Source organism: Streptomyces sp. 12E (assembly GCF_055633275.1).
In genome coordinates this window covers 6,573,627-6,596,066 of the sequence record NZ_JBVNCJ010000001.1, presented here as the reverse complement: position 1 = coordinate 6,596,066, position 22,440 = coordinate 6,573,627, and the positions used below count along the sequence as shown (strand labels likewise).

Genomic DNA, 22,440 nt, shown 5'->3' with positions numbered 1-22,440 from the left:
GTGCAGCAGGTTCTCGCAACAGGCGAGGACCCGGGTCAGGGGAGAATTCCATGCCGTACACGAAGCACCGTCGCCTCGTGACTTCCGCCGTCGCCGTCGCGCTCGGCGCCACCGCGCTCACCGCCTGCGGCTCGTCGTCCGACGACGGCGAGGCGCAGGCGGGCCCGGTCTCACTGACGTACTGGACCTGGGCCCCCGGCATGGACAAGGTCGTGGACCTGTGGAACAAGGGGCCGGGCAAGAAGGAGCAGATCACCGTCACGGTGAAGAAGCAGGCGTCCGGCGACACGCTGGTCACCAAGATCCTCACCGCGCACAAGGCCGGCAAGGCGCCCGACCTGGTGCAGGCCGAGTACCAGGCGCTGCCCACACTGGTCAGCAATGACGCGCTCGCCGACATAGCGGACAGCGTGGACGACGCGAAGGGCAAGTTCGCCGAGGGCGTCTGGCAGCAGACCACGCTCGGCACGGACGCCGTCTACGCGGTCCCGCAGGACATCGGGCCGATGATGTTCTACTACCGCGAGGACCTGTTCAAGGAGTACGGGCTCTCCGTGCCGGCCACCTGGGAGGAGTTCGCCGAGACCGCGCGCAAGCTGAAGAAGGCGGCCCCCGACAAGGACCTGACCACCTTCTCCGCCAACGACTCCGGCCTGTTCGCGGGCCTCGCCCAGCAGGCCGGCGCGAAGTGGTGGACCACCTCCGGCGACAAGTGGAAGGTCGGCGTCAACGACGATGCGACCAGGAAGGTCGCCGAGTTCTGGGGCGGCCTGGTCGAGGAGGGCGCCGTCGACAACCAGCCGATGTACACCCCGTCCTGGAACAAGGCGCTCAACACCGGCAAGCAGATCGCGTGGGTGAGCGCCGTGTGGGCGCCGGGCACGCTGACCACGGCCGCGCCCGACACCAAGGGCAAGTGGGCGATGGCCCCGCTCCCCCAGTGGAACGAGGGCGAGAGCAGCACCGGCAGCTGGGGCGGCTCCTCCACCGCCGTGACCACGGACTCCGAGAACAAGGAGGCCGCCGCGAAGTTCGCCGCCTGGCTGAACACCGACGCCGACGCGCTGAACGCGCTGGCGAAGGAGAGCGGCATCTACCCGGCCTCCACCTCGGCCCAGCTCAGCGGCGCCTTCACCAGCCCGCCGGAGTACTTCTCCAACCAGCCCGACTTCTACGAGAAGGCCGCCCAGATCGCGAAGACCACCGCCCCGTCCGCCTGGGGCCCGAACGTCAACGTCGCCTACACGGCGTTCAAGGACGCCTTCGGCGCCGCCGCGAAGAACAAGTCGGACTTCACCGCCGCCCTGGACACCATGCAGCAGGAGACGGTCGCCGACCTGAAGAAGCAGGGCTTCGGGGTCGCGGAGTGAAGTCCCCGGCCCGCCGGACGTCGTACGGGGTCAAGGGAGCCCCGTACGCGTTCCTGATTCCCGCGACCTTCCTGTTCCTCCTGTTCTTCGCGCTGCCCATCGGGTACGCCGTCTGGCTCAGCTTCCGCAAGGTGCAGGTGTCCGGCCTCGGGCTGGGGGCCGGCGCCCGCGAGGAGGTCTGGGCCGGCCTGGAGAACTACACCGGCGCCCTGTCCGACAGCGAACTGCTGGACGGCGCGCTGCGCGTGCTCGGTTACGGCTGCATCGTGGTGCCGGTCATGCTGGGTCTCGCGCTGCTGTTCGCGCTGATGCTCGACTCCGAGAGGGTGCGGCTCGCTCCCTTCACCCGGCTCGCGATCTTCCTGCCGTACGCGGTCCCCGGTGTGGTGGCGGCCCTGCTGTGGGGCTTCCTGTACCTGCCGGACGTGAGCCCCTTCTACTTCGTGCTCGACCGGCTCGGTCTGCCGCAGCCGGACCTGCTGGACGGCGGTCCGCTGTACCTGGCGTTGTCGAACATCGCGGTCTGGGGCGGCACCGGCTTCAACATGATCGTCATCTACACCGCGCTGCGGGCCATCCCCGCCGAGGTGTACGAGGCGGCGAAGCTGGACGGCGCCACGCCGCTGCAGATCGCGCTGCGGATCAAGATCCCGATGGTGGCGCCCTCGCTGGTGCTGACCTTCTTCTTCTCCATCATCGCGACGCTCCAGGTGTTCAGCGAACCGACCACCCTCAAGCCCCTCACCAACTCCGTCTCCACCACCTGGAGTCCGCTGATGAAGGTGTACCAGGACGCCTTCGGCAACGGCGACATCCACGCGGCCGCCGCCCAGGCGACCCTCATCGCGCTCGCCACCCTGGCGCTGTCCTTCGGGTTCCTGCGGGCGACGAACCGGCGCGACAAGCAGGAGGCCGCACGATGAGCTCCCTCACCCTGCACAAGGCCGAGCCCGCGGCCGGCGCCGCCCGCGGTCCGGCGCGCCGCCGCCGGATCGCGCTGGTGCCGACCGTGACGCTGCTGCTCGGCGCGCTGTACTGCCTGCTGCCGGTCGCCTGGGTGGTCATCGCGTCCACCAAGTCCGGCTCGGAGCTGTTCTCCACCTTCACGTTCTGGCCGGGCACCGGCTTCGCCGACAACCTCTCCGACCTCAGCGCCTACCGCGACGGCGTCTACTGGCAGTGGATGGGCAACTCCGCCCTCTACGCCGGACTGGGCGCGCTGCTGTCGACGTGCGTGTCGGCGGTCAGCGGCTACGCGCTGGCGGTCTACCGCTTCCGGGGCCGCGAGACGCTGTTCAACGTGCTGCTCGCGGGTGTGCTGATGCCGCCGGTGATCCTCGCCGTCCCCCAGTACCTGCTGCTGGCGAAGGCGGACCTCACCGACTCCTACCTGTCGGTGCTGCTGCCGCAGATCCTCTCCCCGTACGGCGTCTACCTCGCGCGGATCTACGCCGCGGCGGCGGTGCCGGCCGATGTGGTGGAGGCCGGGCGGATGGACGGCGCGGGCGAGTGGCGGATCTTCACCAGGGTCGCGCTGCCGATGATGGTGCCCGGTCTGGTGACGGTCTTCCTGTTCCAGTTCGTGGCGGTCTGGAACAACTTCCTGCTGCCGTACATCATGCTCAGCGACGACGAGAAGTTCCCGATCACCCTCGGTCTGCACACGCTGCTCGAGCAGGGCGCCAACACCCCGGCGCTGTACACCCTGGTGATCACGGGCGCGTTCCTCGCGGTGTTCCCGCTGGTCGCGCTGTTCCTGGTCGTCCAGCGGTTCTGGAGCCTGGATCTGCTCTCCGGGGCCGTAAAGTCATGACCATGAGCAACACGGGGGGCAGGCGCAAGCCGCCGACGATCCACGACGTGGCGCGCGAGGCCGGTGTCTCGCGCGGCACCGTCTCACGGGTGCTCAACGGCGGCCACTACGTCAGCCCCGCCGCCGCGGACGCGGTCAACGCCGCGATACGCAAGACGGGTTACGTCGTCAACCGGCACGCCCGCTCGCTGATCACCGGCCGCTCCGACTCGGTGGGCTTCCTGCTCACGGAGCCCCAGGAGCGGTTCTTCGAGGACCCCAACTTCAACGTCCTGCTGCGTGGTTGCACCCAGGCGCTGGCCGCGCACGACGTGCCGCTGCTGCTGATGCTGGCCGGTACGGACGACGAACGGCGGCGCATCACGCGGTACATCACCGCCGGTCACGTCGACGGGGTGCTGCTGGTGTCCAACCACTCAGGCGACCCGGTGGCGGAGGAGCTGCGGGCGGCGGGCGTGCCGCTGGTCGCGTGCGGGAAGCCGATCGGGCTGGGCTCGAAGGTGAGTTACGTGGCCGCCGACGACCGGGACGGCGCGCGGGACATGGTGCGGCACCTGCTGGCGCTCGGCCGGCGCCGGATCGGCGTGGTGACCGGTCCGCTGGACACCCCGGGCGGTGTGGAGCGCCTGGCCGGCTACCGGGAGGTGCTCGCCGAGGCGGGTGTCGAGGCCGACGAGCGGCTGGTCGTCTCCGGTGACTACAGCCGGGCCAGCGGCGAGGCCGGCGCCGAGCGACTGCTCGCGCAGGCCCCGGACGTGGACGCGGTGTTCGTCGCCTCCGACCTGATGGCCCAGGGGGTGCTGACGGCGCTGCACCGTGCCGGGCGCCGGGTCCCGGAGGACGTCGCGGTCGGCGGTTTCGACGACTCCCCCGCGGCCGTCGCCGCGAGCCCCGGGCTCACCACGATCCGCCAGCCGTGGGACCGCATCAGCACCGAGATGGTGCGGGTGCTCCTGGCCCAGATCGGCGGCGAGGACCCGGCGGCGGTGATCCTGCCGACGGAGCTGGTGAAACGGGACTCGACGTAGGCCCTCCGGACGGGTCAGGTGGTCAGGATCGGAGAAGCCGTGCGCTCCTCCTCCGGCCTAGCGTGAGGGGACCGGCGCACCTCAGACGCCGGGCCCGCTGCGAGGAGGAGTACGTCATGATCGACGGCCTGAAGACGATCGTCTATCCCGTCAAGGACCTCGGCCCGGCGAAGGCGCTGTTCCGCGCCCTGCTCGGGGTGGAGCCGTACGCGGACGAGCCGTACTACGTCGGTTTCCGGACCGAGACGCACGAGATCGGCCTCGACCCGCACGGTCACGCCAAGGGCATGACCGGGCCGGTTCCCCACTGGAGGGTGGCCGACATCCGGGAGAGTCTCGCCGCTCTGCTGGAGGCCGGGGCGAAGCCCGTTCAGGACGTGCAGGACGTCGGCGGCGGGACGCTGATCGCGTCCGTGCAGGACCCGGACGGCAACCTCGTCGGCCTGTTCCAGGACGCGCCCGCCTGACCTGCCGTGAGGCGACGTCACTGCGCGTTCATTGAATGTCGAACAAGTGTTACCGTTCGAGTATGGCAGCGGAGACGGCCGGCACGAGGCTCGAGGAACGGTGGCGTGACATCCTCGCGGTGCACGCGCGCACCCTGGGCGAGATCGACCGCGCGCTGCACCCGTACGGTCTGGGCGCCTCCGACTTCGAGGTGCTCGATCTGCTGGCGACCGCCGCGCCCACGGACGGCGAGCAGTACCGGGTGCAGAACCTGGCGGACCGGGTCCACCTCAGCCAGAGCGCGCTGTCCCGCCTCATCGCCCGGCTGGAGAAGGACGGCCTGGTGGAGCGCTCCGTGTGCCTGGAGGACCGGCGCGGCGTGTACGTGCGGCTCACGCCGAAGGGGCGCGAGCGGCACGCGGAGGCGCTGCCGGTGCAGCGCGCCGCCCTGGCCCGCGCGCTGGGCGAGTAGCGCGGGGCCCGGCCGGCTCAGGGCCGGGCCAGCAGCGTGCGCACCCCTTCCGAGGTGAGCGTCAGACGGTGCTCGGAGCTGCCGTCGATGGTGAGCGACAGGTCCTCGGCCGGCCACTGGGCGGCGAGCGCGCCGAGCGGGACGAGCCGGTAGCGGGAGACGAACGGCAGCAGCCCGGCCATCTCCAGTTCGGACGTGAACACGGGCACCACCTGGGTGCCGCCCGGCTGCTCCAGCACCGGAAGGGCGACCGCGCCGGGGTCGGCGGCCTCCCCGTCGCCGGCGTCGTCCGGCACCGGGATCAGTACGTCGCTGTTCGCGAGGGCGTCCAGCGCCCTCGCGTCCTCGGTGTTCTCCGACAGTGTGTCCAGGGCCCGCTGCGCGGGCGTGGGGGCGTTGTTCTCGTGCGCGGGTGTTTCCATGACAGATCCCTGGTAGCGGCGGTCGTACGGCCCGTCCGGGACGAGATCCGGCCCGGGCACAGTGCTGCACGCGTACCCGTCCGCATGCCGCGCAACCCTGCGCGTCCCGGTGTGTCCGGGAGCCTTCCGGCACCCCCTCCGGACGCGACAACCCGCATGGCTATCATATGAGCACCCTCTAGCTCGAAAGATGGACCTGTGACTGTCAACGAAGACTCGTTCACCCATTGGAAGCACCGCGAGGAGATCGCGGAGTCGATGATCCCGATCATCGGGAAGCTGCACCGGGAGCGGGACGTGACCGTCCTGCTGCACAGCCGCTCCTTGGTGAACAAGTCGGTGGTCAGCATCCTCAAGACCCACCGCTTCGCCCGGCAGATCGCCGGCGAGGAGCTCTCGGTCACCGAGACGCTGCCCTTCCTGCAGGCGCTCACCGCACTCGACCTCGGCCCGTCCCAGATCGACATCGGTCTGCTCGCCGAGGCCTACCGCGCCGACGACCGGGGCCAGTCGGTGGCCGAGTTCACCGCCGAGGCCGTCGCCGGCGCGACCGGCGCCGACAAGATCGACCGCCGCGAACCGCGCGACGTCGTCCTCTACGGCTTCGGCCGCATCGGCCGCCTCCTGGCCCGGCTGCTCATCGAGAAGTCGGGGTCCGGCAACGGGCTGCGCCTGCGCGCGATCGTGGTCCGCCGGGGCGGCGAGCAGGACATCGTCAAGCGGGCCTCGCTGCTGCGCCGCGACTCCGTGCACGGCCAGTTCCAGGGCACCATCACCGTCGACGAGGCGAACAGCACGATCGTCGCCAACGGCAACACCATCAAGGTGATCTACGCGGGCGACCCGACGGAGATCGACTACACGGCGTACGGCGTCAAGAACGCCATCCTCATCGACAACACCGGCAAGTGGCGCGACCGCGAAGGGCTTTCGCTGCACCTGCGTCCCGGCATCGACAAGGTGGTGCTGACCGCTCCCGGCAAGGGCGACGTGCCCAACATCGTGCACGGCGTCAACCACGACACCCTCAAGCCGGACGAGCGGATCCTGTCCTGCGCGTCCTGCACCACCAACGCGATCGTGCCGCCGCTGAAGGCGATGGCGGACGAGTACGGCGTGCTGCGCGGACACGTGGAGACGGTGCACTCGTTCACCAACGACCAGAACCTGCTGGACAACTACCACAAGTCGGAGCGCCGCGGCCGTTCGGCGCCGCTGAACATGGTGATCACCGAGACGGGCGCCGCCTCGGCCGTCGCCAAGGCGCTGCCCGACCTCGACGCGACCATCACCGGCAGCTCGATCCGGGTCCCCGTGCCGGACGTCTCGATCGCGATCCTCAACCTCCAGCTGGGCCGCGCGACCGACCGCCAGGAGGTCCTGGACCACCTGCGCAACGTGTCGCTGACCTCGCCGCTCAAGCGCCAGATCGACTTCATCAGCGCCCCCGACGCGGTCTCCAGCGACTTCATCGGCTCGCGCCACGCCTCGATCGTCGACGCCGGCGCGCTGAAGGTCGAGGGCGACAACGCCATCCTCTACCTCTGGTACGACAACGAGTTCGGATACTCCTGCCAGGTCGTCCGGGTCGTCCAGTACGTCTCCGGGGTGGAGTACCCGACGTACCCGGCCCCGGCGGTCTGACCCGGGGAGCCGGCAAGCGGAAGGTACGCGACGACGGGGCGGGGCGGGCGGGATGCCCGGCCCCGCCGCGGTCTGCCCGCTGTACCGGCGGTAGGGGGCAGATCGGTAACGATCATCCCGTCCGGGTTGCCGGGGCCCGTGGAATTCCTAGTCTTCCGGCATGGCCCTCTTCAGCAGTCGTACCAGCAGACGCCCCCGTATCGTGCCCGCCCTGGACGACGCCGAACTGGCGCGCGTCCTGGGGCGGCTGAGCAAGCGGAACGGAGGCGGCAAGGCCGCGGACATCACCCTCGTCTCCTCCTTGCTGGAGGAGACCGGGGACGACTGGGACCGCCGCGGTCACCGGGTGTCCGTCCTGGCCGAGGCGACGGCCGACGCGGGGATCGCGGCGGCGTGGCTGGACAAGGAGCCGCAGAGCGCGGACGCCCTGGTCTTCCACTCCTGGTCCGCGCTGGCGCGCGGGCTGCGGGACGGGCGTCTGGAGGACGCCGGACAGCTGGTCTCCCGGTGCCACCAGGCCGCCGAGCGAAGGCCGGAGGACCCGCTGCCGTGGGTGGTCCTGCTCGGTGTGTCACGGATCGAGCGCTACGGCCAGAACGACGTCAACGCCATCTGGCGGGAGGCCACCGGACGCGACCGCTGGCACCGTGAGGCGTATCTGCAGATGCTCGCGTACCTGTCGCCGGAGGAGGGGGGGTCCAGCGCGGCCGTCCTCGACTTCGTCGACGTGGTGCGCACCCGCATCCCGGCCAACGCGCCGTGCGCGGCGGTCGAGCTGACCGCGGCCGTGCGGCAGTACCAGGGACTGCTGGCGCAGGGCGGGGTGCGGGCCATGACGGCCGGTCAGCTGTGGGAGGGCGGGCAGATCGCCGCCGCGCTGGAGCAGGCCGCCGCGTTGTGGGCGAAGCCGGGCTTCTTCCAGCACGCGGCGGCGCAGGCCGATCTGAACGTACTGGCGTACGCGCTGTGCGCGGCCGGACGCGCCGTCGACGCACATCACGTCTTCCAGGTGCTGCAGGGCGTGGTCACGCCCTGGCCGTGGAACACCGACGGACCCGCCGTCCAGCGGTTCGAGCAGCACCAGGCCAAGGCGGAGCGGGGACGGCAGGGCGGCGTCGGCGGAACGTGACGCCCGCCGGCCGCCCCTCCCCCGTCAGTCCCGCGCCAGGACGGCGGCGACGGCCTCCCGCAGCACCGCCGCCGGGTCCGGTACGGGCCCTTCGGAGCGCCAGGCGACGAAGCCGTCGGGACGGACCAGGACCGCACCGTCCGCGGTGATCCCGTGCGCCCGGGCCCAGTCGGCGCCGTCCTCGGGAGTCAGTTCCGCGTCGGGTCCCTCGCCCACCCGGTACGCGTCGAGCGGCACGGACAGGTCCTTCGCGGCCTTCGCCGCCGCGGTGTGCCAGTCGCAGGCGCCGTTCGCGGCGCTCAGCAGCACGCACGACCGCTCGTAGAGGTCGAGCGTGGAGATCCGGGTGCCGGAGCGGTCCAGCCACACGTGCGGGGCGCGGCTGCCGGGCTCGCCGGTCAGCATCACCCCGTCGGGGATGACCGGCGCCGTCGGGTCGGTGCCCAGGACCGCGCCGCGCGGATAGCGGTAGCAGAGCGCCACGTTGAGGATGCCGCCTCCCTTCATGCCGGGACCACCGGGACCACCGGGGCCACCGGGACCACCGGGACCACCGGGACCACCGGGGGCGGGGGCGCCGAGGGCGGGGGCGCCCGGGGCGGGCGTGTACCCGGGGTGGCTGTGCTCGCTCGAACGGGAGGAGGCACGGGAGCTGGTCGCCTCCGCGACGGGCCGGCGTTCGGCGTCGTAGGACTCCAGCAGGCCGGGCGCGGCCCAGCCGCCGAGCACGGCGGCCAGCTTCCAGGCGAGGTTGTGGGCGTCCTGGATGCCGGTGTTGGAGCCGAACGCCCCGGTGGGCGACATCTCGTGGGCGGAGTCGCCGGCCAGGAACACCCGGCCGTCCGCGTACCGTTCGGCGACCCGCTCGGCGGCGTGCCAGGCGGCCCGGCCGGTGATCTCCACGTCGAGGTCCGGCACGCCGACGGCCTCGCGGATGTGGGCGACGCACCGCTCGTCGGTGAACTCCTCGAGGGTTTCGCCGTGTTCGGGGTGCCAGGGGGCGTGGAACACCCAGTGCTCCCGGTTGTCGACCGGCAGCAGGGCTCCGTCGGCCTCCGGGTTGGTCAGGTAGCAGACGATGAACCGCCGGTCCCCGACGATGCCGGCGAGGTCGCGGGAGGTGAACGTGAGGCTCACGTTGTGGAACAGGTCGCCCGGGCCGTTCCGCCCGATGCCCAGCGCCTCGCGGACGGGGCTGCGCGGGCCGTCGGCGGCGACCAGGTAGTCCGCCCGGATCCTGGTGTGCTCGCCGGTCTCCCGGCTCTTGACCAGCACCGTCACCCCCTCGGCGTCCTGGTCGAAGGACATCATCTCCGTCCCGAAGCGCAGGTCCCCGCCGAGTTCGCGGGCCCCCTCGAGGAGCACCGGCTCCAGGTCGTTCTGGCTGCACAGGCACCACCCGCTGGGGCTGAAGCGGGCGATCCCGCCGCCGGGGTCGATCTCCTGGAGCAGCCACTCGCCCTCGTCGCCCACCAGGCTCGAGGTCTGCAGGATGCCGTGGTTGTCCGCCAGGACCGACGCGGCCCGGGCGATGCGCTGCTCGAGCCCGGCCGTCCGGAACAGCTCCATGGTGCGTACGTTGTTCCCCCGCCCGCGCGGGTGGATCGAGGTGCCCGCGTGGCGTTCGACGAGCGTGTGCGGCACGCCGAGGCGCCCCAGGAACAGCGACATGGACAGGCCCACCAGAGAGCCGCCGACGATGAGGACCGGCGTGCGGTGATCCGCCGCCCGGCCGGCCGTATCCGATCGATTCATTGAAACGCCTCCAGCGTCGCCCTCGACGGGCTGTGGATACAGGACGCACCTTTCATGCCCGGTGCGGGCCGGTCCGCGTCCCGGCGGCACCCGGATGACACGCGGTTCACCCGCCTGCCCCGCGTCGCTCGCGCACACCGGAAAGTCGCGGCAACGATCGACTCATGGCGACCCCGGCCCTTCGGACACGGCGGTCGTTCCCGACCTTCCGACGAAGAGGAGAGGTGCGCCGGATGACCATGTCGGCACGCGTATCGCAGTCGGCGTTCGACGGCTCGAGGCTGCGGGTGATCCTGCTGCTCGACCTGTACGAGGGGGCCCAGGAGCAGTTCCTCGACGCGTACGAGCACATGCGCAACAAGGTCGCGTCCGTTCCCGGCCACATCAGTGACCAACTGTGCCAGTCGATCGAGAACCCCTCGCAGTGGCTCATCACCAGCGAGTGGGAGAGCGCCCTGCCGTTCCTCGCGTGGGTGAACAGCGAGGAGCACATCGAGATCGTCCGGCCGATGCACAGCTGCGTCCGGGACACCCGGTCGATGCGCTACAGCGTCCTGCGCGAGACCCGCCCGGACCAGCCGCTCACCACCGAGGCCGCGCGGGCGAGCCTGCAGAAGGCGGCCCGCGTGGGCACCGGGGTGACCCGCCACGCCATCACCTTCACCGTGAAACCCGGTTCCGAGTCCAAGGTCGTGGACATCCTGGCCAACTACGAGGCGCCCGAGGCCCGGATCAACGACACCACGCGCCTGCACCGCACCTCGCTCTTCATGCACGGCAACCGCGTCGTACGGGCCGTGGAGGTGGAGGGCGACCTGCTGGCCACCCTGTGCCACGTGGCCGGTCAGCCCCAGGTGCAGGCCGTGGAAGAGGCCATCAACCCCTACCTGGAGCAGGACCGGAACCTGAGCGACTCCGAGTCCGCCCGGGTGTTCTTCACCCGGGCGGCCCTCCCCGCCATGCAGCACGTGGCGGCCGGCCGCCCGGAGCCCGGCCGTCTGCGGCGGCACATGCTGTACTACCCGGCCGTGGCGGGCCGCGGCCTGGAGCTGGCCCGGTTCCTCGCCCGTCAGGACGAGGCCGCGGCGAGCGACCCGGACAGCCCGGTGTACGCGAGCACCGTCTTCCAGCGCGACGACATCGTGACCCGCATGATCGACGTCACGGGCGAACTCGATCTCGACCCGCTCTCCGCCCTCGGCGTCAAGGGCCCGGGCAGGGCCGCCGAGCTGGAGCGTCTCCTGGACGGCGCCGCGATCGGCGTCGAGGGCTCCCTGGACTCGGAGCGCACCCTGCACCGGCTCCTGGCGCACGCCGACATGGTGCCCGTCACCGACCGCACCTGTGTGCATTCCTGAAGGCCGACCGCGGTGACGTCCACGGCGGTGCCCGCCCTGACGTCACCGGCACACCCGGAGGTAACACCCTATGTCCAAGCAGCATCCACGCATCGTGGACCTGAGCGAGACAGAACCCAACCGACGGCGCGGAGGTGATCTCAGGACCCTGCTCACACCGACCAGCGTGGGCTCCACCAGCGGCTTCATGGGCCTGGCGATCATCAAGCCGGGCGAGCGCATCGGCGAGCACTACCACCCGTACTCCGAGGAGTTCGTGTACGTGGTCAGCGGCGCGCTCGAAGTGGACCTGGACGGCGAGCCGTTCGCGCTCCGCGCCGAGCAGGGGCTGATGATCCCGATCGACATGCGGCACCGCTTCCGCAACGTCGGCGACCAGGAGGCCCGCATGGTGTTCCACCTGGGCCCGCTCGCCCCGCACCCGAGCCTCGGCCACGTCGACACCGAGGAGAACGAAAGCGCCGTCTCCGGGCCGCAGCTGAAGGTCGGCGGCCCCGAGCCCGCCCGGCCGGCCGAGCCGAGCGAGGCCATGAAATGACCCGCCGAGTGGCCGTGACCGGTATAGGCGTGGTCGCTCCCGGCGGCATCGGAGCGACGGCGTTCTGGGATCTTCTGGCGGCCGGCCGCACCGCGACCCGCGGCATCTCCCTGTTCGATCCGGCGGGCCTGCGCTCGCGCATAGCCGCCGAGTGCGACTTCGACCCGTTCGAGCACGGCCTGGACGCGGACCTGTGCCAGCACGCGGACCGCTACATCCAGTTCGCCGCGGTCGCCGCCGCCGAAGCCGTGCGTCACTCCGGGCTCGACGCCGGGGCCGCGGACCCCTGGCGCACCGCGGTCTCGCTGGGCAGCGCGGTCGGCGGCACCACCCGGCTGGAACACGACTACGTGCTGGTCAGCGAGGGCGGCCGGCGCTGGGACGTGGACCACCGGCGGGCGGAGCCGAAGCTGCACCTGGCCTTCTCGCCGAGCACGCTCGCCTCGGCCGTCGCCGAGCGGTTCGACGCCCGGGGCCCGGTGCAGACCGTCTCCACCGGCTGCACCTCCGGTCTCGACGCGGTCGGCTACGCCTTCCACACCATCGCCGAGGGCCGGGCCGACGTCTGCATCGCGGGGGCGTCGGACTCGCCGATCTCACCGATCACGATGGCCTGCTTCGACGCCATCAAGGCGACGTCGCCCAACAACGACGACCCCGAGCACGCCTCCCGGCCCTTCGACGCCCACCGCGACGGCTTCGTGATGGGCGAGGGCGCGGCCGTGCTCGTCCTCGAGGAGTACGAGCACGCACGGGCCCGCGACGCGGAGATCCTCTGCGAGATCAGCGGCTACGCCACCTACGGCAACGCCTACCACATGACCGGTCTGACCAGTGAGGGACTGGAGATGGCCCGGGCGATCGACACCACGCTCGACCAGGCCCGTATCGACCCCACGCTGATCGACTACGTCAACGCGCACGGCTCCGGCACCCGGCAGAACGACCGGCACGAGACGGCCGCCGTGAAGCGGTCCCTGGGCGCGCACGCGCGCGAGACGCCCATGAGCTCCATCAAGTCGATGGTGGGGCACTCGCTGGGCGCGATCGGCGCGATCGAGGTGGTCGCCTGCGTCCTGGCGCTGAAGCACCAGGTGGTGCCGCCCACGGCGAACTACGAGACCCCCGACCCCGAGTGCGACCTGGACTACGTACCGCGCACCGCCCGCCCGCGGAAGCTGAACCACGTGCTCTCCGTCGGCAGCGGATTCGGCGGCTTCCAGTCCGCGGTGCTGCTGTCCGGGACGGGTGGGAGGACACGATGAGCAATCGGCGCCCCGGGCGCGCGGCCGTCACCGGCATCGGTGTGATCGCGCCCAACGGACTGCGGACCGACGCCTACTGGAAGTCCGTCCGCGAAGGCCTCAGCGTGCTGGACCTGATCAGCCGCGAGGGCTGTGACCATCTGCCGCTCCGTGTGGCGGGCGAGGTCCGGGCCTTCGACCCGGCTGCCCTGATCGAGGACCGCTTCCTGGTGCAGACCGACCGGTTCAGCCACTTCGCGATGGCCGCCGCCGCCCTCGCCCTCGACGACGCCGGACTCGGCGGCGAACCCGCCGATCCGTTCTCCGTCGGCGTGGTCACCGCCGCCGGGTCGGGCGGCGGCGAGTTCGGCCAGCGCGAGCTGCAGAAACTGTGGGGGAAGGGATCCAAGTTCGTCGGCCCCTACCAGTCGATCGCCTGGTTCTACGCCGCGAGCACCGGCCAGATCTCCATCCGCGGCGGCCTCAAGGGGCCGTGCGGGGTGGTGGCGAGCGACGAGGCGGGCGGCCTGGACTGCCTCGCGCACGCGAGCCGGGCCGTGGGCCGCGGGACCGACGTCATGGTCGTGGGCGCCACGGAGGCGCCGCTGGCCCCGTACTCGATGGTGTGCCAGCTCGGCTACCCCGAGCTCAGCACCCTCGACGACCCCGCCCGCGCCTACCGCCCGTTCACCGAGAAGGCGTGCGGTTTCGTGCCCGCCGAGGGCGGCGCGCTGCTCGTCGTCGAGGACGAGGACCGGGCCCGCGAGCGCGGGGCGCCCGTCCGGGCCGTCGTGGCCGGCCACGCCGCCACGTTCACCGGGGCCTCCCGCTGGGCGGAGTCCCGGGAGGGTCTGGCCCGCGCGATCCGCGGCGCCCTCGACGAGGCGGGCTGCGCGCCGGAGGAGATCGACGTCGTGTTCGCCGACGCCCTGGGCGTCCCCGAGGCGGACCGCGCCGAGGCGCTGGCGATCGCCGACGCCCTGGGCGCGCACGGCACCCGCGTCCCGGTCACGGCGCCCAAGACGGGCATCGGCCGCGCCCACTGCGCGGCGCCCGTGCTGGACACGGTGGCCGCGGTGCTCGCCATGGAACACGGCTCGGTGCCCCCGACGCCCAACGTGTTCGACATCTGCCACGACCTCGACCTGGTGATGTCGCGCGCCCGCCCCGCCGAACTGCGCACCGCCCTGGTCCTCAGCAGGGGACTGATGGGCTCCAACGCGGCGCTGGTCGTGCGCCGCGGTGACGATGCCGCCCGTTAGGACCGGGCGGGAAAGGAGCAGGCACCCATGATCACCTCCGAAGTGACCTTCGACGAGCTGGCCTCGCTGATGAAGCAGGCGGCCGGCATCACCGTCGACCCCCAGGAACTGAAGCGGTCGGCCGAGTCCCCCTTCGACGTCTTCGGTCTCGACTCGCTCGGCCTGCTCGGCATCGTCGGCGAGCTGGAGAACCGGTACGGCACGCCGCTTCCCCCCGACTCGGAGCGCTGCCGGACGCCCCGGGAGTTCCTGAACCTCGTCAACAGCACCCTCACGGCTGGAGCCTGAAAGTGGCCGGACACACCGAGAACAGCATCACCATCGACGCTCCCTTCGACCTCGTGTGGGAGATGACCAACGACCTGGAGAACTGGCCGCGGCTGTTCAGCGAGTACGCGTCCGTGGAGATCCTCTCCCGTGAGGGGGCCACGACGAGGTTCCGGCTGACCATGCACCCGGACGAGAACGGCAAGGTGTGGAGCTGGGTGTCGGAGCGCACCCCGGACCGCGAGAAGCGGACCGTCCGCGCCCGCCGTGTCGAGACGGGCCCGTTCGCCCACATGGACATCGTGTGGGAGTACGCGGAACTGCCGGGCGGGGTGCAGATGCGCTGGACGCAGGACTTCGCGATGAAGCCCGACGCCCCGGTCGACGACGACTGGATGACGGACAACATCAACCGCAACTCCCGTACGCAGCTGGCCCTCATCCGGGACCGGATCGAGCAGGTCGCCCGCGACAGCGAGAGCGCGTCCGTCGCGTCCTCGCGCTGAACACCGGTCCAGGGAAGGAAACCCGATGCACCACGCCCTCATCGTCGCCCGGATGAAGCCCGGCTCGGCGCCGGACATCGCCGACGTGTTCGCCGACTCCGACCGGGGTGAACTCCCCCGTCTGGTCGGTGTCAGCCGGCGCAGCCTCTTCCAGTTCGGCGACGACGTGTACCTGCACCTCATCGAGTCGGAGCAGGACCCGGCCCCGGCGATCGCGAAGGTCGCCGGACACCCCGAGTTCCGCAGCGTCAGCGAGCGGCTGGAGGCGTACGTCAGCCCGTACGACCCGGCCACGTGGCGCAGCCCCAAGGACGCCATGGCGCAGTGCTTCTACCGCTGGGAGCGGAGCGCCGGCTCCTGAGCGAGCGGCGTCCGCCACCCGAGGCCGCCGACCCCGCGTCAGTCGCGGAGCCGGCGGCCTCGGGTGGCGGGCGCGCCTGCGGTCAGCCGGGGACGGTGCACTCGAAGGCGTGGAGGTAGGCGTTGACCGGGCTGACCCCGCCGATCACGAGGCCCGCGCCGGTCAGCCGGTCGACCATGCTCTGCCGGGTGTGCTTGGCCCCGCCGACGTTGAGGAGCAGCAGCAGGTCCATGGCGGTGGTGAACGGCATCGACGGGGTGTCGTCGACGAGGTTCTCGATGACGACGACCCGGGCCCCGGGCCGTGCCGCCGCGCGGACGTTGGCGAGCACCCGGCGGGTGCTGTCGTCGTCCCACTCCAGGACGTTCTTGATGATGTACACGTCGGCCCGGACGGGGACGTCCTCGCGGCAGTCCCGGGCCACGATCTCGGCCCGGCCGGCGAGTGCGCCGCCCTCGCACAGCCGGGGGTCGGCGTTCTCGACGACGCCCGGCAGGTCGAGCAGGGTGCCGCGGAGGTGGGGGTGCCTCTCCAGGAGGCCGGCCAGGACGCGCCCCTGGCCGCCCCCGATGTCCACGACGGAGGAGGCGTCGTCCAGGTCGAGCAGCCGGACCACGTCGCGCGCGGACTGCTCGCTGGAGGTCGTCATGGCCCGGTTGAACACATGGGCGGACTCGGGGGCGGACTCGTTGAGGTGGGTGAAGAACTCCTGGCCGTAGACGTGCTCGAAGACGCTCCCGCCCGAGCGCACCGCCTCGTCGAGCAGCGGCCAGACGTTCCAGGTCCACGGCTCGGTGCACCACAGGGCGATGTACCGCAGGCTGTGCGGGTCGTCCTCGCGCAGCAGCCGGGACATCTCGGTGTGCCCGAAGGTGCCGTCGGGGTTCTCGGCGAAGACGCCCTGACAGGTCAGGGCGCGCAGCAGCCGCCGCAGGGTGTGCGGCGGGGTCTTCACCTCCGTCGCCAGGTCGTCGACGCTCATGGGGGTGTCGTCCAGCGCGTCCGCCACGCCCAGGCGGACGGCCGCGCGTACGGAGGCGGCGCACGCCGCCCCGAAAACGAGCTCCCTCAGCCGCATGGGCGGCGGGGGAGCCGGATCAACGGTGGTCATCCGTTGCCTCGCTTCTGCTGTCGTGCGGTCGGTGGGGGGCGATGGGCGGGCCGGTCAGCACATGCCCGCGGGTTCGGAGAGCGTGCAGGTGTTGCGGCTGAACGTGCTGGTCCCTGCGGTGTCCCGATCGGCCAGATCGGCCGGGCTGTTGCCGGTCACCAGGTTGTCGCGGATGTCGTTGCGCTCGCCCGGGGCGCCGACGAGGCTCTTGAAGAGCACGATGCCGCCGGACAGCGGGGAGGTGCCCTTGTTGTCCTCGACCCGGTTGTAGGCGACCAGGGTCTGCTCGGTGCCGGTGAGGACGATGCCCGAACCCTGCAGGAAGGGCAGCCGGGGCGTCTTGGGACAGTGCTTGTTGTTGGCGTGGACGTAGTTGCGCGTCACGCTCAGGTCGCCGGCGCGCGGCTTGGTCTCGTCGCCCACCACGAACACGGCGGCGCAGTTGCCGGTGGCCTCGTTGCGGTCGACGGTCAGGTTCCGCAGTCGGCGCACGGTGACGCCGATCCGGTTGCCGGTCGTCCGGTTGTACCGGATCACGGTCCGCTCCGCGTCCCGGGCGCCCTCCTCGGTGTCGGCGGTGTTGGACACGAACAGTCCGGCGTCGCCGTTCTCACGGGCGAGGTTGTGGCTGAGCGTGCTGTGCACGGAGCGTTCCGCGGCGATGCCCCACCGGCCGTTCTTCTCCGCCGCCACCCGCGTGACCCTCAGCCCGTCGGTGCCGGTGGCCCACAGCCCGTTCCCGGCGAACCCCCGCACCGTCAGCGACCGTACGGTGACGCCCTGGAGCGGTCTCTTGTCGGCGCCGGTGACGCAGACGCCGTTGCCGGCCTCGGCGCAGGCGCTCTTGCTCCCGCTCCCGCCGGCGTCCGCGGCGGGCGTCAGCACGGTGCGGCCGGCGCCGTGGCCGCGCAGAGTCAGGTCCGGCACCTTGATGTCGACGCTCTGCCGGTAGGTGCCGGGCGCGAGGAGGACGACGTCCCCCGGCTCCGCGGCGTCCACGGCCTTCTGGATCGACTGGCCGGGCTGTACGCGGTGCACGGTCGGATGGTGCGCCGACGGGGCGGCCCCCAGCCCCGCGGCCACGGCGGCGGCGGTACAGGCGAGGGCGATGTGTCGTTTGTTCATGGCCCGAAGCTATGAGCGGGGGTCGGGCCCCGCCACCGGTGATCACCCAGGTGGGCCGCGGCCCGCGCCCGACGGGTGACCACCCGTCGGCCCGCCTCCCGTGGACGACGGCGACCTCCCCCCGGCGGCAGCACGGACCGTCCGCCGGCCTCCCGGTCGTGCAGCGGTTCGCGGCCCCGGGCCGGTACCCCGGCGGTGCGGCGGACGAGGAAGACGAGGAAGACGAGGAAGACGAGGAAGGGGAAGCGGCAGCCGCCGTCGGCGTGCTCCTTCCCCGCACGGGCCCCGAGCGTTCCGGGGGAAGGCGGGCGATGGGGGTCAAGCGGTACGGGGACGGGCCGCCCACCGTGCGGTGGGCGGCCCGTCCCCGTGGTGCGTGTCCCGCCGGTCCGGTCCCGGGTCAGGCGACCGGGGTCGTCCGCTCCCTGTCCGGCGCGGTGCCCGCGGCGGCGGCCTCCTCCGCGAGGCGTTCCATGCCGCTGGTGGTCTTCAGCGGCTTCTCCTTCAGGAACACGACGGCGACCAGGGCCAGCAGCGCGAACGGCGTGGCGATGAGGAACAGCTCGGCGGTGGCGACACCGTAGGCGTGCTCCACGATCTCCCGCATCGGGGCGGGCAGCGTGCTCATGTCCGGGACGCTGTGTCCGCCGCCCGAGCCGCCCTCGGCCCCTCCGGCGGCGCCCGCCTTCTCCAGTCCCTTGGCCGTCTCGTCGGCGACCCGGTTGGCGAGGATCGCGCCGAGGACGCTGGTGCCGATCGTGCCGCCCATGCTGCGGAAGAAGGACAGCACCGAGGTGGCGGCGCCCAGCTCGGCCGCGGGGACGTCGTTCTGCGCGGCGAGCACCAGGTTCTGCATCAGCATGCCCACGCCGACGCCGAGGATGGCCATGTACAGGCTGAGCAGTCCGAAGTGCGTGTCCGCGTCGATCAGGGAGAGCAGCGCGAGGCCGACGGTCATGATGACCGCGCCCGCCACCAGGTAGCCCTTCCACTTGCCGGTCCGGCTGATCAGCTGCCCCGCGACGGTGGACGACACCAGCAGGCCCAGGATCATCGGCAGGCTCATCAGACCGGCGACGGTCGGCGACTTGCCCAGGGACACCTGGAAGTACTGCGAGAGGAAGACGGTCCCGCCGAACATGGCGACACCGACCAGGAGGCTGGCCACCGTGGTCAGGGTGACCGTGCGGTTCCTGAAGATGTCGAGCGGGATGACCGGCTCGTCGGTACGGGCCTCGACGAGGACCGCCAGGACCAGCAGCAGCACGCCGCCGGTCACGAGCGCGGCGGTCTGCCACGACGCCCAGTCGAACCGGTTGCCCGCCAGCGAGACCCAGATGAGCAGCGCGCAGACACCGGCGACGATCAGGAAGGCGCCGAGCCAGTCGATCTTCACCTGGCGCTTGACGGTGGGCAGCTTCAGCGTGCGCTGCAACAGGGCGATGGCCAGCAGGGCGAACGGCACGCCAATGAAGAAGCACCAGCGCCAGCCCAGCCAGTCGGTGTCCACCAGCACGCCGCCGATCAGCGGTCCGGCCACGGTGCCGACGGCGAACACGGCGCCGAAGATGCCGGAGTACTTGCCCAGTTCCCGGGGCGGGATGACGGCGGCCATGACGACCTGCGCGAGCGCGGTCAGACCGCCCGCGCCGATGCCCTGCACGACCCGGCTGAAGATCAGCAGCGTCGTGTCGTGGGAGAAGCCCGCCAGCAGCGAACCGATCACGAACATCAGCAGGGAGAGCTGGAGCAGCAGCTTCTTGTTGAACAGGTCGGACAGCTTGCCCCACAGGGGGACCGTCGCGGTCATGGCCAGCAGCTCGGCGGTGACGACCCAGGTGTAGGAGGACTGGCTGGCCTCCAGGTCGGCGATGATCGTCGGCAGCGCGTTGGAGACGACGGTGCCCGCCAGGATGGCGACGAACATGCCGGCCATCAGGCCGGACATGGCCTGGAGTATCTGCCGTTGGGTCATGGAGGTGGGAGGCGCGTCGGCGGGCGCCGGGGGTGAGCTCACGGGATCTCTTTCGGACGATGGTCGAACGGTCACGCGCGGAGCGGGCGCCGGCGGGTGCCGGCGCGCTCGTGGGCGCGGAACGGACAGCGGGGGCGGCGGCCGCGGCGGGGGCCGGGCGGCCGGGCGTGGGGACTTACGCGGGAGGTGCCGGGAGACCGGCGGCCAGGAGGGCGAACACCTCCCGGAAGACGTCGGGGAAGGCGGCTTCCTCCTGGCGGGCGCACCAGTGCTCCACGCTGATGCGCATCGCGGTGCCCGCCACCGCGGCCAGCAGCCGCGGGTAGAGGTCGAGCGCAGCGCGCCGTTCCTCGTCGGTCGCGTGGGCGGGCGGGGGCACGGACGCCGTCGGCCCGCCGGCGCGGATGCGCGCGGCGATGACCTCGGCCAGTTCGGTCTCGTCCGCCATGTGCGCGCCGATCGTGCGGACCAGCAGGTGCGGCGAGGCGTGCACCACCCGGGCGTGCAGCCGCCACAGCTCGTGCTGCTGCTCGGCCTCGGCGAGTTCCGCCGCCATGGCCTCGCGCAGGGCCTGGAGCGGGGAGAGCTCGGCCGGCGCGTCGAGCACGGCCTGCCGCATCCGCGCGCCCGCCTCCGCGTCGATCACGACGAAGGCGTCGTCGCGGGTGTCGAAGTAGTTGAAGAAGGTCCGTACGGACACCCCGGCCGCCGCGCTGATCGCCTCGACGGTGACCTTCTCCGCACCGTGCTCGGCGGCCAGCCGCACGGCGGCCTCGGCGAGAGCGGCACGCGTCGCCCGCTTCTTCCGCTCCCGCAGCCCGCCCTGCGCGGCACTTTTCTCCGACATGCCGTGCATGCTATGCAAAGATGCACACTCTGCAAAATTGCCTCCGCACGGCCCTGTCGGGTGAGGCGGTCCTCGACGTCCGGGGCGTGGGCGGCTGCGGGCTCACCGCGCACGACGGCGCGGAGTCCGTCCCGGACGCCCTGCGCGAGGGGCCGGCCCCGATACCCGACACGGCGGCAGCCCGGCCGCCCGCGCGCCGCCGATGAGCGGGGAAGGACGGACGATGGCGAACTCACGGTCCGGGGAGACGGTCACCGAGCGGATCGTCCGCCTCCTCGAGACGTTCGACGCCGACCGGACCGTGCAGACGGCGGCGGAGATCGGACGGCGCGCGAGGCTGCCGTCGTCCACGGCGCACCGGCTCGTGGCCGATCTCGTGAGTGCGGGCTGCCGGAGCGGGACATCGTCGTCAACAGGGGCGGACCGGCGTCGGACTCCCTGCCGCCCCCTCGGCCGCCGAAGGAGACGACATGCCCGTACGCACCCGAGTCGCCGTCATCGGAGCAGGCCCCGCCGGTCTGCTGCTGTCCCATCTGCTCGGTCGCCACGGCCTCGAGTCGATCGTCGTCGACTCCCGCGGCCGCGAGGAGATCGAGACCACCATCCGGGCCGGCGTCCTGGAGCAGGGCACCGTCGAGATCCTCGGCGAGACGGGGGCCTCGGACCGGGTACTCACGGCCGGGCAGAAGCACGAGGGCATAGAGCTGCGCTTCGACGGCGAGGGCCACCGGATCGACTTCGCCGCGACCGTCGGCCGGGCGGTGTGGCTCTATCCGCAGCACGAGGTGCTGAAGGACCTGATCGCCGCGCGCCTCGCCGCCGGCCAGGACCTCCGCTTCGGGGTGACCGCCGAACGCGTGGAGGACGCGGAGACGAACCGGCCGCGCGTCGTGGCCAGGGACGCCGGGGGCGGCACCGTGGAGATCGAGGCCGACGTCGTCATCGGCGCGGACGGCTCCCGCAGCGTGGCCCGTGAGGCCGTCACGGGCACGTACGGCGGCTGCTTCCGGGAGTACCCGTTCGCCTGGTTCGGCATCCTGTGCGAGGCGCCGCCCAGCGCCGAGGAACTGATCTACAGCAACTCGCCGGACGGCTTCGCCCTCATCAGCCAACGCGGCCCCGGTGTGCAGCGCATGTACTTCCAGTGCGACCCGACGACGGATCCCGGGGCGTACAGCGAGGAACAGCTGTGGGAGATCCTGCGGTCGCGCGTCCCCGGCACCACCCTCAACGAGGGCCCCGTCTTCCAGCGGGACGTGCTCCGCTTCCGCAGCTTCGTCGCGCACGAGATGCGCCGGGGCCGGGTGGTGCTCGTCGGCGACGCGGCCCACACCGTGCCGCCCACCGGCGCCAAGGGCATGAACCTCGCCGTCGCCGACGTCACGGTCCTCGCCGAGGCGCTGCGCGCGCTGCTGCTCGACGGGGACGAGTCCCTGTTCGACGCCTTCCCCGACACCGCCCGGAAGCGCGTCTGGAAGGCGCAGCACTTCTCCTGGTGGATGACGAGCATGCTGCACCTGCAGCCGGGGGCGAGCGACTTCGACCGCATGCGCCAGATCGGCGAGCTGCGCTCGGTCGTCGAGTCGGAGGCCGGCCGCGCGTACCTCGCCGAGGGCTACACCGGCCGGCCGCTCGGGTGACCGCCGGGGCGGTCGGCGCGGGCGGGTGACGAGGACCCGCCGGCCGCCGGCGGCGGCCTGTTCCTCGCCCCGGACGCGGCGGGCGACGCCGACGGGGCGGTCCTGCCGGTGGACGACGGCCGGTCG

The 22,440-nt window shown here is 71.9% G+C and carries 23 protein-coding genes and 1 pseudogene; 18 read left to right on the top strand and 6 right to left on the bottom strand.

Annotated elements, in window-relative coordinates; genetic code table 11:
- Nucleotides 1-50: 50 nt before the first annotated feature.
- The 6 genes from ACZ8ZB_RS30275 (at nt 51) to ACZ8ZB_RS30250 (ending at nt 5,130) form a co-directional block, all read left to right on the top strand.
- Nucleotides 51-1,370: an ABC transporter substrate-binding protein gene (locus tag ACZ8ZB_RS30275; RefSeq protein WP_470740785.1), complete on the top strand. Its 1,320-nt coding sequence runs from the start codon at nt 51-53 to the stop codon at nt 1,368-1,370.
- Nucleotides 1,367-2,293, top strand: a complete 927-nt coding sequence (locus ACZ8ZB_RS30270) for a carbohydrate ABC transporter permease (RefSeq protein ID WP_470740784.1) — start codon at nt 1,367-1,369, stop codon at nt 2,291-2,293. The genes ACZ8ZB_RS30275 and ACZ8ZB_RS30270 overlap by 4 nt, the downstream gene beginning before the upstream one ends.
- The gene (locus tag ACZ8ZB_RS30265; RefSeq protein ID WP_470740783.1) at nt 2,290-3,183 is read left to right on the top strand and encodes a carbohydrate ABC transporter permease; all 894 of its coding nucleotides are present in this window, start codon (nt 2,290-2,292) and stop codon (nt 3,181-3,183) included. Before ACZ8ZB_RS30270 ends, ACZ8ZB_RS30265 begins: the two co-directional genes overlap by 4 nt.
- A complete protein-coding gene (locus ACZ8ZB_RS30260) occupies nt 3,180-4,211 on the top strand; it encodes a LacI family DNA-binding transcriptional regulator (RefSeq protein ID WP_470740782.1) in 1,032 nt (343 codons plus the stop codon). Before ACZ8ZB_RS30265 ends, ACZ8ZB_RS30260 begins: the two co-directional genes overlap by 4 nt.
- Nucleotides 4,212-4,327: 116 nt before the next feature.
- On the top strand, nt 4,328-4,678 hold the full coding sequence (locus tag ACZ8ZB_RS30255; protein WP_470740781.1) for a VOC family protein: 351 nt from the start codon (nt 4,328-4,330) through the stop codon (nt 4,676-4,678).
- A 62-nt stretch (nt 4,679-4,740) separates the two neighbouring features.
- Nucleotides 4,741-5,130, top strand: coding sequence for a MarR family transcriptional regulator (locus ACZ8ZB_RS30250; protein WP_470740780.1), 390 nt, complete (start codon nt 4,741-4,743; stop codon nt 5,128-5,130).
- A 17-nt stretch (nt 5,131-5,147) separates the two neighbouring features.
- Here the strand turns inward: ACZ8ZB_RS30250 and ACZ8ZB_RS30245 are convergent, their stop codons facing one another.
- Nucleotides 5,148-5,552 (bottom strand): SseB family protein, encoded by a 405-nt coding sequence (locus ACZ8ZB_RS30245; protein WP_030830002.1) that lies wholly within the window; start codon nt 5,550-5,552, stop codon nt 5,148-5,150.
- A gap of 198 nt (nt 5,553-5,750) precedes the next feature.
- Here ACZ8ZB_RS30245 and ACZ8ZB_RS30240 point away from each other — a divergent pair, with 198 nt between their 5' ends.
- Both ACZ8ZB_RS30240 and ACZ8ZB_RS30235 read left to right on the top strand, forming a co-directional pair.
- A complete protein-coding gene (locus tag ACZ8ZB_RS30240) occupies nt 5,751-7,196 on the top strand; it encodes a glyceraldehyde-3-phosphate dehydrogenase (protein WP_470740779.1) in 1,446 nt (481 codons plus the stop codon).
- A 160-nt stretch (nt 7,197-7,356) separates the two neighbouring features.
- Entirely contained in the window at nt 7,357-8,325 is a 969-nt protein-coding gene (locus ACZ8ZB_RS30235) for a hypothetical protein (protein WP_470740778.1), read from the top strand.
- Nucleotides 8,326-8,349: 24 nt separating this feature from the next.
- Here ACZ8ZB_RS30235 and ACZ8ZB_RS30230 read toward each other — a convergent pair whose 3' ends face one another.
- The gene (locus ACZ8ZB_RS30230; RefSeq protein ID WP_470740777.1) at nt 8,350-10,080 is read right to left on the bottom strand and encodes an FAD-dependent oxidoreductase; all 1,731 of its coding nucleotides are present in this window, start codon (nt 10,078-10,080) and stop codon (nt 8,350-8,352) included.
- A 233-nt stretch (nt 10,081-10,313) separates the two neighbouring features.
- Between ACZ8ZB_RS30230 and ACZ8ZB_RS30225 the strand changes: the two genes are divergently transcribed.
- The 7 genes from ACZ8ZB_RS30225 to ACZ8ZB_RS30195 all read left to right on the top strand — a co-directional run bounded on the left by ACZ8ZB_RS30225 (nt 10,314) and on the right by ACZ8ZB_RS30195 (nt 15,616).
- Nucleotides 10,314-11,438, top strand: coding sequence for a SchA/CurD-like domain-containing protein (locus ACZ8ZB_RS30225; RefSeq protein ID WP_470740776.1), 1,125 nt, complete (start codon nt 10,314-10,316; stop codon nt 11,436-11,438).
- Between the two features lie 70 nt (nt 11,439-11,508).
- The gene (locus tag ACZ8ZB_RS30220) at nt 11,509-11,976 is read left to right on the top strand and encodes a cupin domain-containing protein (protein ID WP_470740775.1); all 468 of its coding nucleotides are present in this window, start codon (nt 11,509-11,511) and stop codon (nt 11,974-11,976) included.
- Nucleotides 11,973-13,241, top strand: coding sequence for a beta-ketoacyl-[acyl-carrier-protein] synthase family protein (locus ACZ8ZB_RS30215; RefSeq protein WP_470740774.1), 1,269 nt, complete (start codon nt 11,973-11,975; stop codon nt 13,239-13,241). The genes ACZ8ZB_RS30220 and ACZ8ZB_RS30215 overlap by 4 nt, the downstream gene beginning before the upstream one ends.
- The gene (locus ACZ8ZB_RS30210; RefSeq protein ID WP_470740773.1) at nt 13,238-14,482 is read left to right on the top strand and encodes a ketosynthase chain-length factor; all 1,245 of its coding nucleotides are present in this window, start codon (nt 13,238-13,240) and stop codon (nt 14,480-14,482) included. The genes ACZ8ZB_RS30215 and ACZ8ZB_RS30210 overlap by 4 nt, the downstream gene beginning before the upstream one ends.
- Nucleotides 14,483-14,509: 27 nt before the next feature.
- Nucleotides 14,510-14,770, top strand: coding sequence for an acyl carrier protein (locus tag ACZ8ZB_RS30205; protein ID WP_470740772.1), 261 nt, complete (start codon nt 14,510-14,512; stop codon nt 14,768-14,770).
- Between the two features lie 2 nt (nt 14,771-14,772).
- Nucleotides 14,773-15,255, top strand: a complete 483-nt coding sequence (locus ACZ8ZB_RS30200; protein WP_470740771.1) for an SRPBCC family protein — start codon at nt 14,773-14,775, stop codon at nt 15,253-15,255.
- A gap of 25 nt (nt 15,256-15,280) precedes the next feature.
- Nucleotides 15,281-15,616: a TcmI family type II polyketide cyclase gene (locus ACZ8ZB_RS30195; protein ID WP_470740770.1), complete on the top strand. Its 336-nt coding sequence runs from the start codon at nt 15,281-15,283 to the stop codon at nt 15,614-15,616.
- 82 nt (nt 15,617-15,698) lie between these two features.
- Here the strand turns inward: ACZ8ZB_RS30195 and ACZ8ZB_RS30190 are convergent, their stop codons facing one another.
- The 4 genes from ACZ8ZB_RS30190 to ACZ8ZB_RS30175 form a co-directional block, all read right to left on the bottom strand.
- Nucleotides 15,699-16,727 carry a methyltransferase gene (locus ACZ8ZB_RS30190; RefSeq protein ID WP_470740769.1) on the bottom strand — a complete coding sequence of 343 codons (1,029 nt, stop codon included), beginning with the start codon at nt 16,725-16,727 and terminating at the stop codon, nt 15,699-15,701.
- A 54-nt stretch (nt 16,728-16,781) separates the two neighbouring features.
- On the bottom strand, nt 16,782-17,852 hold the full coding sequence (locus ACZ8ZB_RS30185; protein ID WP_470740768.1) for a right-handed parallel beta-helix repeat-containing protein: 1,071 nt from the start codon (nt 17,850-17,852) through the stop codon (nt 16,782-16,784).
- A gap of 400 nt (nt 17,853-18,252) precedes the next feature.
- Nucleotides 18,253-19,827 carry an MDR family MFS transporter gene (locus ACZ8ZB_RS30180; RefSeq protein WP_470741616.1) on the bottom strand — a complete coding sequence of 525 codons (1,575 nt, stop codon included), beginning with the start codon at nt 19,825-19,827 and terminating at the stop codon, nt 18,253-18,255.
- A gap of 175 nt (nt 19,828-20,002) precedes the next feature.
- The gene (locus tag ACZ8ZB_RS30175) at nt 20,003-20,683 is read right to left on the bottom strand and encodes a TetR/AcrR family transcriptional regulator (RefSeq protein ID WP_470740767.1); all 681 of its coding nucleotides are present in this window, start codon (nt 20,681-20,683) and stop codon (nt 20,003-20,005) included.
- 11 nt (nt 20,684-20,694) lie between these two features.
- Between ACZ8ZB_RS30175 and ACZ8ZB_RS30170 the strand changes: the two genes are divergently transcribed.
- The 3 genes and pseudogenes from ACZ8ZB_RS30170 to ACZ8ZB_RS30160 all read left to right on the top strand — a co-directional run bounded on the left by ACZ8ZB_RS30170 (nt 20,695) and on the right by ACZ8ZB_RS30160 (nt 22,314).
- Entirely contained in the window at nt 20,695-20,880 is a 186-nt protein-coding gene (locus tag ACZ8ZB_RS30170; RefSeq protein WP_470740766.1) for a hypothetical protein, read from the top strand.
- Nucleotides 20,877-21,050 (top strand): annotated as a pseudogene (locus ACZ8ZB_RS30165) (helix-turn-helix domain-containing protein); the annotation flags it as partial. The gene ACZ8ZB_RS30170 and the pseudogene ACZ8ZB_RS30165, both read left to right, overlap by 4 nt.
- Nucleotides 21,051-21,144: 94 nt before the next feature.
- Nucleotides 21,145-22,314 (top strand): 4-hydroxybenzoate 3-monooxygenase, encoded by a 1,170-nt coding sequence (locus ACZ8ZB_RS30160; protein WP_470740765.1) that lies wholly within the window; start codon nt 21,145-21,147, stop codon nt 22,312-22,314.
- Nucleotides 22,315-22,440 lie beyond the last annotated feature (126 nt).